The organism is Bradyrhizobium tropiciagri (assembly GCF_001189845.1).
GTDB classification, from domain to species: Bacteria; Pseudomonadota; Alphaproteobacteria; order Rhizobiales; family Xanthobacteraceae; genus Bradyrhizobium; species Bradyrhizobium tropiciagri.
Genome location: NZ_LFLZ01000014.1, coordinates 43160 through 56666 on the forward strand (window position 1 = coordinate 43160; position 13507 = coordinate 56666).

Sequence of the window (13507 nt, forward strand, 5' to 3'; positions counted from 1 at the left end):
AGGCGCCAGCAAGTAAATCTCGTGAGCCACGACGCATGGGCTCATGGCGTTTTGTGATGTCGTTGGGCCAGACAATCGACAGGATATGGGACCCGCCGGCTCTGGAATGTATGCGCTCGCAGATCGCACGACGACGCCCGTCATGGACGTCCCAGGTGAATGGACGAAACAACCTTCGAACCACTTTGGTGGCGGCGGGCGAGCAACTAGCTCCATTGAAATAGTTGGGGCGTCCAAATCTGTCTTGCATTGCGGGTCCTTCACTTGCGCGGCCTTCGTTGGTCCCGCTTGGCATGTGCCCGTGATCTCGATCAACCTGCTGAGATTGGTAGTTGATCATGCGCAATAACTGCCCTCCGAATGAGGGATTGCGGCTCAGCCGTCGCTCTTAAGCGGCCCGTCTTGAGTAAAGCTGCGCGTCAGGCGGCTCTAGTCAAGCACGCTTGAGGAAACGAGTTGCGGTTTGCATTCGGGAGGCACCAAGAAAGGGAGATCAGAAAGGTTGTTATGAATGAGGGCAAAATACTGCACGATCGGCTGCGAAGACGAGAACCGATGTTCGCCGCCAGCGCTATGATACAGGAGCCCGGCACAAGGCCACTCGATTGGGCACACGGGCGCTTCGCAGGGAGCAGATGGGCGAGCGGCCGAGAAGGTCCGCGAAGTATGACATTATCGGCAGTCGAGATCGCTGGAGCGCGCGAACACCGCAAGCGCTCGGATCGACGAAGCGAGCCGGCCGAAAGAAGAATGCTGGAGGGGCGATGTTGATGATTGACGATGCGGTCGCTTCGGATTTCCAACCGCTGTTGCGAGGGCGGTCTCGACGCATTGTCCGGGTTTTGGTGCTTCTCCTTGTCCTCGTCGGTTCCAGTGCTGCTGGCGCCTGGTTTTGGGCTGACCTCGGGGAGTTTGTCGTGACGCCGGAAACTCACCAAGTCGCTTCAATCATGAGGTCGTCACTTGATGACAAAGCTTCCTTGTCCGAGATAAAGTGGGCACAGCTGAAGGCTAGCGATGAGATCGCAGAACTGAACCGCAGGATCGATGCCGCGCGGAACGACCTCAAGGGGATCCTGGATCAGATCAGCGTGCTGACTGCGCAGATCGAGTCGCTGCGGAATTCAATGCCTGTCGCTTCTACGCCCTCCATTTCTGCCCCACCATCGGCCCAAGCGGCTTCGAGCCGAGCCAAGAAACGGCTTGGGCAATCCACACCACAAGGACCTGTTTCCGTTGGAGGCGCGCCAGTGATCGCAGCACCTACGGCAAGCGCACCTTGATGTCTCGATCGGCTACAGGCTTGGCCATAACCCCAACCGCGCCCACGGTTTGCACCCGCATTTGCGATGCCGCTTGCAGACCTAAGGGCCGCGACGGCGCCGGGCTTTCCGGAGGCCAGGTTCGCTTCCTCGCCAACGACATTTAAAGGTATTATTGCCAGGTGGGCAGAGTGCGTTTCGCGTACCGGTCCTGAACGGCAAATCCGCGGGACAAGTGATTGTAATCAGATCATTGCCAGTTGACGCACTGTCTGAAGTGATGGTCATCGCGCTCGGATGCCTCTTCGAGATCCGCACAAGATGAGGCCGATGTATTACTGAAGGGCTCCGCAGAACCGCGCAATCTGCGTCTCTCGTCAACACGGGGTGCCGCTTCCAGTAGGCCTAGACAGGAGCCGTGAAGCTCCACAACAGGACCATTTCTCTAGGAAGAATATCATACTCGTCGCTTGAGGTAGTGCCGACAAGGGGGCGACTCCAGTTTGCGGCCTCAGTTTGGAATTGATTGCTACGCCTCATAATGACTATCTCGCCTGGCTGCCACAGGCGCTCCGCCGATTGCTCCTTGGCCATTCGCGTTGATATTGTGGATCTGCTCACATGCGTCGCTTGTTAATAGGGTGTGCGGTCGAGGTGAGCGTCGAACGCGGCAGCAACAGCGCGAATGACAAAACGGTGCTTCTGCTTGACCCGGATAAAACCCTGTTGGATGTCCAGTATCCCGTCTTCGGCAAGCGTTTCCAGACGGTCGGCTGAATCAAGAAAAGGAATTGGATCAAATCCGTGGGCGGCGCAGATTGCCGCCACATCAGCCTGCAAGTCGCACATCAGCCGCTCGATGATTGCGGCCCGAAGGCGATCTTCGGCGGTGAGGCAGTGGCCCTTTGAGGTTGCCAGATGGCCAGCACTAATCCGTCGGGTATAGGAACTGGTTGCCGTCTCGTTCTGCACGTAACCATCGCGCAGACGGCCGATGGCTGACGGACCAAAGCCGATCACTGTGTTACACGTATCGGCCGAATAGCCCAGCGAGTTGCGGCGCAGCCGGCCGGTTTTCTGCGCGTGCGCGAGTTCGTCGTCCGGGAGGGCGAAATGGTCGAGCCCGATTTGGCGATATCCGGCGGAGACCAGCGTATCTGCCATGGCTACAGCTTGCTCGGCGCGCGCAACATTGTCGGGCAGCGCCGCCTCGTCGATCTGGCGCTGACGTTTCATGTAGGAGGGAACATGGGCATAGCCGAACACCGCAAGGCGGTCGGGCCGCATGGTCAAAGCCGTCTGCGTTGAGTTCACGCAGGATTGCACGGTCTGATGCGGCAATCCGAAGAGCAGGTCGAAATTGATACGGCTTATTCCATGCTGGCGAAGGCGTTCGACGACAAAGGCGACCTGCGCTTCGCTTTGGAGACGGTTGACCGCCCTTTGAACTACGGGATCGAAGCTTTGTACGCCGACGCTCGCGCGGCTGACGCCCGCTACTCCCAAGGTTTCCGCCATCTCGGCCGTGAACGCGCGGGGGTCGATCTCGACGGCGAGCGCGGTCGATTTGCTGAACGCGAAGCAGCGGCGCAAAAGCTCCATCAGAGCCAAGAAATCGGCCGGTGGGATGGTAGTCGGCGTGCCGCCGCCAAAATGCAGGTCGCTCACTGGAAGACCGTGAGGCGTTTGCTCTGTGACCAGACGAATTTCCTCACATACCGTCAGCAGGTAATTGCGAATCGGCCGCTCGCTGTGAGTGAGGCTTGTTGGGAAGCCGCAATACCAGCAGATCGACCGGCAGAACGGAACGTGAAGGTAGAGCGATACGGATTCGTCTGGCGGCAGCCGCCGCAACCACGCCTCACAGGTCGTGGCGCCGACCGCAGCAGAGAAATCCGCTACCGTTGGGTAGATGGTGTACCAGGGCAGGCGAGCATCGCAATACTTGTTCAGGAGTGAGGTCTGCAACGCTTACCTTTCCGCGCTGATACGCTATCAGGCTGATGGATATCCTCTGCTCTGTCTTTGCGTTAAGTCAAAAAGCACTGCCCTGATCCTGAAGCTCGAGACCCTTCTTCGATGTAGCTGCCAGGACAGCCTGCGAACTGGGAGCGGTGAGAAAGTCAGGCTCCAGCCATCATTTGCACCCGGTAAGAGAACAAATGGCTCACATGAGCTCGGCCGCCCGAGCTCGATCCGCCCAATCATTGCGCGCAGGAACAATCATTCATCGGAGCGCACATTGCGTCTGCATTCTCCAACGCAGGGGCTCTTGCGACAAAGACAGGATCCAAGGCGTTGCCGGCGGCGAACCAGTCGGCCTCAGCCTTTCAAGGTGTTTTCGGTGGAAAAGCTGATGTGGATGCCCCAGGCGTTCGATCGAGTCAGGAAATCACGCTAAATCCGATTGGTAGTCCGCGCCACGCTGGGCCGGCAGCACAGGGCCAATCGGCCAGGAGGGCTCATGAACCTGAAAGCACCCGCGGCGGGCGCCGCGCATCAGCCTATTCTCCATTGCCCGAACTGCAATCATGAGATTCACCTCACCGAATCTCTTGCTGCTCCCCTGATCGAGGAAACTCGCCGACGTTTTCAACGACAATTGGCGGACAAGGATGCCGAGGTCGCCCGCAAGGCCGAGGCCTTGCGCCATGAGCAGGAGCAACTGGCGAGACAACGCGAACAGATCGAGGATCAGGTGGCCGCGCGCCTGGCGGCCGAGCGCACCGAACTCGTCGCCATGGAAGCGAAGAAGGCTCGGCAGGCCGCGGCGGCCGAGCTGCTGGCAAAAGCTGCCGAAGCGGCCGAGCTTCGTCAAAGCCTGGAGGCCAACAATGCCAAACTTGCTGAGGCGCAGCAGGCGCAGGCCGAACTGATCCGCAGGCAACGTGCCCTTGACGAAGAGAAACGTGAACTCGATCTGACCATCGAAAAGCGCGTGCAGGCCTCAATCGCGGAGATCCGGGCCAAAGCCAGGCAGGAAGCGGACGAAGCCGCCCGCTTTCGAGTGCTCGAGAAGGATCAAACGATCGAATCCATGGCGCGGACGATCGAAGAGTTGAAGCGCAAGGCTGAGCAGGGCTCGCAGCAATCCCAGGGCGAAGTGCTTGAGCTCGAGCTCGAAGAGCTGCTTCGCAGCCGTTTTCCCACTGATACAATCGAGCCGATCGGCAAGGGAGAGCTGGGTGCGGACGTCGTCCAGCAGGTCAACGGTTCAATCGGTCATCCTGCGGGCCTCATCCTTTGGGAATCCAAGCGTACGAAGGCATGGAGCGACGGCTGGCTCGGGAAACTGCGCGACGACCAAAGGCGGTGTGGCGCAGATGTGGCCCTCATCATTTCACAGGCGCTGCCGAAGCACGTCGAATTTTTCGATCTGATCGACGGAATATGGGTTGCTCATCCCCGCTGTGCTGTTGCGGTCGCGATCGCGCTCCGTCAGGGGCTGATTGATTTGAGCAGTTCGCGCCTGGTGCAGCAAGGCCAGCAAACCAAAATGGAGCAGGTGTACCGGTATCTGACCGGCACCAGGTTCCGCCAGCGGGTAGAAGCTGTCGTTGAAAAATTCAACGACATGCGAGAAGATCTCGACAAGGAGCGCAAGTTCATGGGCCGACAATGGGCCAAGCGCGAGACGCAGATCCTCTCTGTCATCGAATCTACCGTTGGCATGGTCGGTGACCTTCAGGCGATCGCCGGCAAGGCGATGCCGGAAATCCCGAGCCTCGATGCGCCGCTGCTGGAATGCTCGGCCCAACCGGAGCGCAAAGCTTCATAATCAAAAGCGACGCGGAGTTGAGCTTCTTTCAGCTTGATTTCCCGCACCCCGTTCGAACTGACAGGTGGGCGTGCTACCGCCGCTGGGCTTGCGCAATAGCTCCTTTGCCACATGCTTGCACGTAATGGTAGAGAAAGCGCCAACGGGTCTCGGCGTCGATGTTGTTTTCTTGCGGCAGAAGGGCTCGTCGAGGAGCGATAGTCGCCGCTTCTCGCCGCGGTCATGCCTGCGATTGAAGCTACACAATCTGCCGCATCCTTGTCAGTCACGCCTGTTCAACTTGCGCAGACGGGATTTGAGCCCATTTGCCATGGTTTCCGCGACTTGGGAGGGAATTACTTTCGGATGCGATACAGTGTTCCGAGTTGCCTAGTCGTGCAGGATAGAATGGTACGCGCGAACGAGGACCGGGAAAGAATTTGGCGCGGTGCCTCCGCGAAGATGCATCGAGCAGAAAGCTCTTCTGGCTGGGATTTTCAGACAAGGAGTCCCGGTTGATGAAACTCAGGGTGCGAGATCGTACAACGTGACGCAGCGTGAGTTTCAATAGCCGTCGAACCGGCGTGAAAAACATTTTGCACTCCACGTCATAAGTGTGGATGAGCCTCAATTCCGCCACGCCGCTTGTCTCATTGCGCCAAGCATCGTCACGGATGTACTGATGATGTTGGGGCTGCCCCGGCGCACTTCCAACCCCGGCAGGTGCGTCGGGGCGCTTTAATTCGGTCCCGCCATTGTGAGCGCTGCGAGTTCACCAATTCCCAACCAGGCTGCAGGCTGTGCCGGAATCGCAAAGAGCGGGCATTGTCACCCTCCGCGCTCGCTGGCACGTCCAGGTCCGACGATACGCATCTGTTCTGCTTCAGGGCATTAGGTCGTTCGTTTTGGAACCGTTCCGGCTGTTGTCATGAGCCCTGATGATCGCAACGAAAGCCCCCAGCAAAGGCAGATCGAACAGCATTTAGGTGCGAACCAACTGCACGCCGGCAATGAGAAGAACCGCCACGAGCATCAACCTGATAGCTGTTTGGCTCAGCCATTTCAGGCCGACAACCGTTCCTGCGACGGCTCCTCCTAGTGCAGCGATTGCGTAAATGGCCGAATCCGAACACGGAAGCTGGCCTGTGAAAAGAACTCCGACGAAGCCCACTGTGGAGTTCGCTAGGATGAACGGAGGCGACAGCAGGGTGACTTGCCTGGCTGACGCCCAGTTCAATGTCATGAGCGCGGGCGCCAGGAATACTCCGCCGCCCACGCCGGTCAGACCAGAAACCAACCCGATGACCGCCCCAATGCTTACGCTCCCCCAGAGCGGAGTTTCGCAAACACGATGGGCAACGCTCCCACGCCGAACAATCATCACAGCGCTCGCCAAAAGGAGGACAAGACCGGTCAACGTCCTGTAAACGTGCTCCCCGAGCACCAGCAAGCTGCCGGCAAGTGCTGCCGGCATTGATGACAATAGAAGCGGCCGGAGCGTTATCCAGTCGATGACTTTGTTGCGGTTTAAGAACCACGTGGAATAACTCGCGACAACAATGTTGAGGCCAAGCGCCGTCGGGCGCATCTCTGTAGAAGGCAAGCCGGAAAACGCCATGAGAGCTAGGAACGCGGTTCCACCCGCCTGACCAACCATTGCATAGAGCAGCGAAATAATCGCGAAGAACAGAGAAAGCATACTTCATCTACCCTGCGAAAAGTCCTTCGCCTGCCTTGCGCCTAGCTCCACGGAGTTCGAATTTGTCTTTCCACGAGGGAAGAAGTCCAAGCGAGCGCTTAATCGGAGGCCGCGCGCCGCACTTGGCACCGGCTAAGGTTGCTAGACGATTGCCATTTGTGGGTCGGCTTCTTCAATTGCCAGCCTTGGTACTTGACCAGGATGTGAAAGTGGTACGCCAGCGCCTGGCTGTTTGAAAGGCGCTTTGGGCGGCGGCGCGCCGAGCGGCACTCTTTCCAGGCCGCGGGAGCGTTGCGCAAGTGGCGCTGTCGCGTTTCCTCCAGATGTCGCCATTGCTCCAAGCGCGCGTGCGCCGAACCGGGCTCTTGTCTTGAATTTCTTGTTTCGAGGATTGATTCGGAGAAGTCCCCTGTTGGTACAACACTTGCTGATCCGCTGCTGGGTCCTCTCCCTTATGGAGATGCGCATGCAAGGCGTCCTCTGCAGCCGGCAGGTCTCGTTTCGACGCGTATCTCCCGTTGCGCGCCTGGCACGCGGATCATCTGTGCCTTCAATTCAGGTGCGCTGGACCTCTCTAAAGCCCCTGATCAGGCGAGGGGCCGTTATATCACGCGGTCACCTGCTGGCTCGGCTCTTCCGTTTTGGTCGCCGATCGCGTTTCCGACGCCGTCGAAGGACGGAGGATCCGCGAAGAATCCGCGACAGCAATTCGCAGGATGGCGAAGAAAATATGACCCTTCCGTCAGGAGGAAGCAGAAAGCCGATGTCGGAACTGCGTAGGTCGATCCCGACGCCGTCAAGTTGGCCAACGTGCTCCATTTCGCGCGAATCGCGAAGCTCAACGTTCAAGATATCATCGTGCTCGATCTTGAGGCAAAGCCAGGCGTCTTTCGGGCAGCACAGTCGCTCCTTGGCGAGAGACGATCTTGTCATTCATAGCTGGTTGGTTCGCCAGCTGGATATCAAGGGTCATCGGGTTTGCCATGGCCGCCCTATCAAACGCGATTCAGCATTGGGGCAGCATCGAGGGCACAGACCATCGACACGAACGACAATGCGGTAATCGCCTGCTTGGCCTGCTGGTCATCGGCGAGCGAAATCAATCGGATGGAATTCGACGACGCTTCGGTCGTGGCGTGCCGTCCGGTGTCCGACGAGGATAGCGGCCGGGCCCCGGCGCATGACAGGACAATTATCGCGCCGCAGTTGGCGGAAGGCGACAAATTCGGGAATGGCGTCTGACGCAGCGCGCGCTCCAGCCTCGCGAGTTAAGCTCATGGAACGGAATTTGGATCCGCCTGAAACGAACGCAAGCGAACGCAGCGATGGCGAGCCGGACCGGCGTGCCGAAGCGCCCATTGTGGATCTTTTTAGCTTCACCGAGTGCGCAAACAAGACGCATTCGCTGAGAGCGTTGTTCGATCTTCTTGTAAACCGTGCCACCGAGGAAGGATTCAGTGAAGTTGCATACGGAGCCCTCAACTTCGTCGAGCCGCTTCGGTTGGCTGAGTATCCACCGCCGACTGTCGCTTTGAATTGGCCGCCAGCCTGGTGCGATCGATACTTCAAACGCAAGTACCACACCATCGATCCGGTGGTCCGGCGGACGCCGATGCATTCGCGTCCGTTTCTGTGGGACCAACTCGCTGACCATTATCAGCTTCGACCGGACGAGAGACGCGTATTGGATGAGGCTAGGGAGGCCGGGCTGAAGCATGGCATGAGCGTGCCTCTATTTGGCCCGTTGGGCCAAGTATCTGTGGTGTCCTTTGCATCTCCGTCCGACGATGCTGATCCTCAGAATCGCATCGGTCATCTCAGTGCCCTGGCTTCGCTCTTTCACAGCGCCTATGGCGAGATTGCTCGACCCTCTAGTGGCGGCTGCGGGAAACAAATTGCATTGTCGCAACGGGAGATCAGTTGCATGCGGTGGGTGGCAGAGGGGAAATCGTCCTGGGAAATTGGGAAGATCCTAGGAATCAGCGTTAATACGGTCAATTTTCATATCAAGAATGCGATGCGAAAGCTGGGTGCGACCACCCGGATCCAGGCGACAGCTATCGCCATTCGCCTCAATATTCTTTGAGTGAGGTACTCACTGCAAGGATGTGACGGACTGATCGGCTAAGCCATTGACGCCAAGCTCTGGCAGGCTCATGCCATTCTTCAAGCAGTACTTGGTTGAGACAGGCGACGGCCAATCTAAAGTTGCGTGAGGTTCTGGAGTTCGGTGGCGCATGTCACGCCGACTGGCTAGGTGACCACGGATGGCGCCTGGGTTTGCTCCGCCAGCGAGTGATCTAAGCTTAAACGAGCTCGAGCCGGTGCCGCCGCCGGCTGGTGCGTTTTGAGAAAGAGCCCCGACCGTTGGTCGGGGCTCTCGATTAACGCGACGCGCGCGGGGGTCGCTATTTTGCCCACGTCGGACCGAACCTGTAGTTGAGCCGCGCCGTGACAAGATCGATGTCCTGGTGAACGCGATCGAAGCCAACGGCCGTGGGGAAGCTTACGTTGCTGCCCTGCATGAACAAGTGATCATACTCGAGGCCAACCGACCAGTTCGGCGTCAGGCTGACTTCGGCGCCAGCGCCGAGCGCGCCACCCCAGCGCACATCGTTATTCCTGCCAAGCTCGGTGCCATTGGCCGCTGAGTTGACGTGATAGGTGTTGCTGGTCACCGCCGCACCGCCCTTGGCGTAAAGCAGCACGGCATTGAACGCGTAGCCGACGTGGCCCGTGAGCAATCCAAATGCATCTGTCTTGGTGCCAATGGTGTCCGCTGGGAAGGCACTGCTGACATTGGAGCCGCTGAAGTCGGCCCAGTTTCCCTGACCTTCGATGCCGTACACCGTTTTGAAGATTTGCCAGCGATAGCCGATCTGGCCGCCGACGGTGCCGCCGGTCGAATTATGGCAGCCCTCGGAAGTACCGCCGTTGAAATCCCAGCAATTGTGACTCGATCCCCAGCCGCCATTGAGACCGATATAGTAGCCGCTCCAGTCGTTGATCGGGGCTACGACCGGAAATGGGGGGGCCTTGATGTTGACAGGCTGCCCGGCGAGGTCCGCGCCGAATGCGGGAGCTGCAGCGCCGAGTGCGATGCTTGCGGTCAGAATCAGCAAATTCTTCATTCCAGTGTCATTCCTTTTGATGCCCCCCGGCGCCGTGCGTCTTAACAACATGATTGCGAATTGCTGTAACCGAGCCACAACATTCCTCCGCAAGAAATGGGTCGAAACGCACGGTGCGTCAGGTTGTGAAGCGCCTAACTTGCGACGCCTCGACGAAAAATGCAGCGACATTGATAGGGCGCCTCGTGGCGCCTTTACCTCAAGGCGATGCGATCGTGATGGCACTGTGCGACGCAATGCTGCGAGCGCATGGCTGAAGCACCGCCACAACCAGCTTCCTGGCGATACATCCGGCTGCGCGTCGTTCAGCGGGTTTCGTCATGAGCCGCACAGATGAAGGCGTCCTTATCGGGATGAGAGTTGAATTTATCTTGAGTCAGGAGTCGTGTGGCGACTTAAGATTGTGGTAACGTCGGAAATGACCCATCAGAGGCATTGATCGATCGAAATTCGGCCATCCTGAAGATCCGGAGCGGTGTCTGGCGCGCTGTAACTGCTCTTGCCGCGACAGGAAAGCCAATCGAGCTGGTGCGCCGCCAAGATCATCTGCCGCAGAATGTTGGTCACCGCGCCGGATGAAGCCCGCATCGAAATTGCCGAGAGGCATGCCAAGCTGCCAGATACGGTGCGCATTGTGTCACGTCGGGACAGCGCGTGCTTGTCGCGCCTTCGTTGCCGGTGTGCTCCCGTTTCTATCCTACTGGTGTGGGGACCACGAGAGCTGCACAAGCAGGGCTCCCGGACGCAGTCGTCGGTGTAAAAGATGAGCAGAGAAAACTAAGATCGACCACAACCTGCCCCTTCGGGAGTTGACGATACCGTCCTGTTCCTGCCGATAACAAGGGTACCGGCCAGCTGGAGGGACGAACCTCTACTGTTTGCTCGGCGACGCCAGCTCCGCTCGTAAATTGCGTATCGCTTCGTTTGCCAGATGCAGAGTATTCCGTTCGCCGGTCCTGATCGAGCACTCCAGTAATGCTCGCAAGCGGTGGTGAAGGAACGTCTTGAGATGATGCGCCAGAACTGGGTCCTTCTCGACAAAGCGCCACGCTTTTTCAAATGCGATGCTTACGATAGCCTCTGGCGGTTGCACCTGGCCGGATATGACCTGATCCATCTCAAAACTCCTCGACTCCTGGCGCAAGGTAAAAGTTCGTCCGAAGCGTGCCGACGAGCTGCCGCCTGTCTTGAGCGGCAAGAAGTCGGAGCCACAGCCAAAATGTGTGTCGATCTGCTCGCGGATACAGCGACCTTTATAGTGCCGTTTGTTGAAGTCCGGATGACCGAATGTCGAAGTGCCAGCGCAAGTCGCACGATTCTGAATTGGCTGAAGAGACCCTGCGTTGACATTTGCCTCTTTGCGCCGCGCATCTTGTTGCCCGCCGTTCGCCCTTCGCCGTTCGCCGGGCCCACACTCCCAAGAGTCAGTCGAACTACAGCCGTCTTACGGTGCAGGCCATTCGCTAGCTTCCAAACTGTCAAGGCTAAGAAGTGTTCTGGGTTATGTCGTATGCGCTCTTTATGTCGCGTCCAGCTGTGTGGCTCGTTCTCGACAATCCGTTCGCGTGCTTCCCGACATGCGTCAACAGCCTGGCCGCATCCGCGGGTTCCTGCGCACGCCACCTCGTTTGCGATACGATTCTAATCCGGATGGGGCGCACCAAAGAAACGAGACAAGCTATCGCGACAATTGCGTTGGTCTGCCAGGAGCTCGTTCTGGCGACGAAATATCAGGTGGCCCGCAACGTTAGAACAATGCGGCCGCGATCAGGGAGCTAGCTTATGCTGCCAAGATCCGAATATCGGAAGGCGCGCTCAACCGTGCGGTGCCTCGCACAAATATCTCGGATCGTGCGTCCCCCTATCTGCCCTGGAGTAAACTGCGAACGTGTAACATACCATGATCAAACGTTTGAGGTGCCGTCCTGCGGAAATCGGATGAATGTCTCGCTCCTCGAAGCGAAATGATCAGCACGTGGAAGCGGCTCACTCACCTAGCGGTGAGCCGCGGTCTCGAAGCGGCCTTATCCGTGGACAGGAGAGCACAGCCACGGTCAGCCCAGCGATGAAGCTTTCACTGAGCGGCCGTCAATCGCAGAGGAGCAAAGCGGCCCTCAGCCCGCCGCACGTGCCAGAATCAATCTGGCAATCCGCATCTGGTTGGCCGGAGTGCGCAGTGCAGGCGGTAAGGCGGCCACTGCCTGATCGAGAAGGCGCCCCAAGATTTGAAGCTCTTCTGGATTGTAAACGCCATGGTCCCGTCTCATTCGCGCTGCTCGCCCGCCGCCAGGATGGCCACCGGTGCTCGTATCGCCGAGCTGGCCGAGCTCCAGTTCCGCTGATATCATTTCGTTCGTGAGTGCGTTGAGCAGCTGGACTGCCTCGAGCTCGTTGCTTCCTTCGCGTACGAGAGTTGCCACGATATCGAGTTGTAGGTCGATGCGATCCTCAAGGTCCTGCATGCGTGAATTCGAAGGGTCAAGTTCCACAGTGTTGCTCCAGATTAATTAGACGAGATTGACATGTAGTTTTTGTGTGCGTTCCGGTTTGCGAGGCAGCCGATGCGGTGCGTGACGGAATTTCCGCTGCACAAGACGACTCGCGCATGTGCAACCAAAGAAAGGGACAGGCTGGTCTCGCAGAAAGACCTGAACGAGGTATAGTCGCTATAGAGCGCTGTGCGCTGCGTGGTAGAACGCCCGTCTTTGATTGAGCTATCGAGCCGGCGTACTCCAAGCTAGCGGACCTCGCAGGAACGCCGTTGGCATAGGCGGAACCCACCAAACAGCGTGGAGCGGATGGGCGGCATGAGAACCCCGCGATCAAAGGGCGTAAGTGGGCGGCTAGTGTTGTCGCATGGCCTTTGGCGTCGCCGAAATCGACGTCAGTACGCGCCGCTGATACCAGCGCGTCCTTTTTGTGTTTAAGGAGGTCAGATGGCTGACGTCGCATTGCTTGAGAATCGCAACATCGCGAAAGTAACGGGGTTGTCCACCTGGTCAGGCCGACAAGCCTTGCCGAGGCTGGCGCAAGAGCCGGTGCGGCTGCCTGGCTTCTATGCGACGCACGCATGCAACCCGGCCAATGCGCGTGAGAAGCACCTAATCTTCGGGGACGCCTTCAGGATGACGAAATTGCTGTCGGCTACTTCGAATGAGGGCCATACGGTTCGGCGAGCCATCCGGCTGAAGCTGGACCGCTGGTGGCGCGGTTTCAAAGGTCGAGGGATATCGTTGGTGATGTTGGCGCGAAAGGCTTGAGCCGGCCTGCGACTTGGCAGAAAGCAAAGGGGGTCCATGGTCACACGAGCTTCGTCAAAGGTGCTTTCCGGAAATCGGTGAGCGACTATGGTGCATTTGGCTGAAATCCGTAAAATCGAAAGTTTTGATGGGATGCATCCAGTCCACGGATAGCGCTCGCGACTATCCTTGACCTGCTCTGGACGACGCATAAGACAAGCCCGCGGGTTGAGCCACTTTGTCATGCCAACGCTATTCAACATGTCATGTCGCTGCCGACGACATCGGCTGCGCGGCCCGCAAAGTGATGCTTGAGGTCGCGCCTATATCCTTATGAGTGTGGGATCTCCCGTCGAGCAAGAAAGAACGCCTTGATCGTATGCCAATGGGCACGTACGGCATGCCAAGAAGGGGCCGGG

General features: G+C 58.3%; 10 protein-coding genes. 5 read left to right on the plus strand and 5 right to left on the minus strand.

The window, feature by feature from the left end; genetic code table 11:
- Positions 1-764: 764 nt before the first annotated feature.
- Positions 765-1283: a hypothetical protein gene (locus AKN84_RS14105; RefSeq protein WP_050421304.1), complete on the plus strand. Its 519-nt coding sequence runs from the start codon at positions 765-767 to the stop codon at positions 1281-1283.
- Between the two features lie 612 nt (positions 1284-1895).
- On the opposite strand, the gene hemN is transcribed toward AKN84_RS14105, so the two are convergent.
- Entirely contained in the window at positions 1896-3230 is a 1335-nt protein-coding gene (gene hemN / locus AKN84_RS14115) for an oxygen-independent coproporphyrinogen III oxidase (protein WP_050421306.1), read from the minus strand.
- A 496-nt stretch (positions 3231-3726) separates the two neighbouring features.
- Here hemN and AKN84_RS14120 point away from each other — a divergent pair, with 496 nt between their 5' ends.
- Positions 3727-5040, plus strand: coding sequence for a DUF2130 domain-containing protein (locus tag AKN84_RS14120; protein ID WP_050421307.1), 1314 nt, complete (start codon positions 3727-3729; stop codon positions 5038-5040).
- Between the two features lie 961 nt (positions 5041-6001).
- Here the strand turns inward: AKN84_RS14120 and AKN84_RS14125 are convergent.
- Positions 6002-6718 carry a sulfite exporter TauE/SafE family protein gene (locus AKN84_RS14125; RefSeq protein ID WP_050421308.1) on the minus strand — a complete coding sequence of 239 codons (717 nt, stop codon included), beginning with the start codon at positions 6716-6718 and terminating at the stop codon, positions 6002-6004.
- Between the two features lie 1107 nt (positions 6719-7825).
- On the opposite strand from AKN84_RS14125, the gene AKN84_RS49965 reads away from it, so the two are divergent.
- Both AKN84_RS49965 and AKN84_RS14130 read left to right on the plus strand, forming a co-directional pair.
- The gene (locus AKN84_RS49965; protein WP_283805515.1) at positions 7826-7960 is read left to right on the plus strand and encodes a hypothetical protein; all 135 of its coding nucleotides are present in this window, start codon (positions 7826-7828) and stop codon (positions 7958-7960) included.
- A 118-nt stretch (positions 7961-8078) separates the two neighbouring features.
- The gene (locus AKN84_RS14130) at positions 8079-8804 is read left to right on the plus strand and encodes a LuxR family transcriptional regulator (protein ID WP_050421369.1); all 726 of its coding nucleotides are present in this window, start codon (positions 8079-8081) and stop codon (positions 8802-8804) included.
- A gap of 322 nt (positions 8805-9126) precedes the next feature.
- On the opposite strand, the gene AKN84_RS14135 is transcribed toward AKN84_RS14130, so the two are convergent.
- From AKN84_RS14135 to AKN84_RS14145, 3 genes are all read right to left on the minus strand, one after another.
- Positions 9127-9849, minus strand: coding sequence for an outer membrane protein (locus AKN84_RS14135; RefSeq protein WP_050421309.1), 723 nt, complete (start codon positions 9847-9849; stop codon positions 9127-9129).
- A gap of 871 nt (positions 9850-10720) precedes the next feature.
- On the minus strand, positions 10721-10966 hold the full coding sequence (locus tag AKN84_RS14140) for a hypothetical protein (protein ID WP_050421370.1): 246 nt from the start codon (positions 10964-10966) through the stop codon (positions 10721-10723).
- Positions 10967-11963: 997 nt separating this feature from the next.
- Positions 11964-12311, minus strand: coding sequence for a NolY (locus AKN84_RS14145; RefSeq protein ID WP_244485093.1), 348 nt, complete (start codon positions 12309-12311; stop codon positions 11964-11966).
- Positions 12312-12785: 474 nt separating this feature from the next.
- On the opposite strand from AKN84_RS14145, the gene AKN84_RS14150 reads away from it, so the two are divergent.
- Positions 12786-13109 carry a hypothetical protein gene (locus AKN84_RS14150; RefSeq protein ID WP_050421311.1) on the plus strand — a complete coding sequence of 108 codons (324 nt, stop codon included), beginning with the start codon at positions 12786-12788 and terminating at the stop codon, positions 13107-13109.
- The last annotated feature ends 398 nt before the right edge of the window (positions 13110-13507 follow it).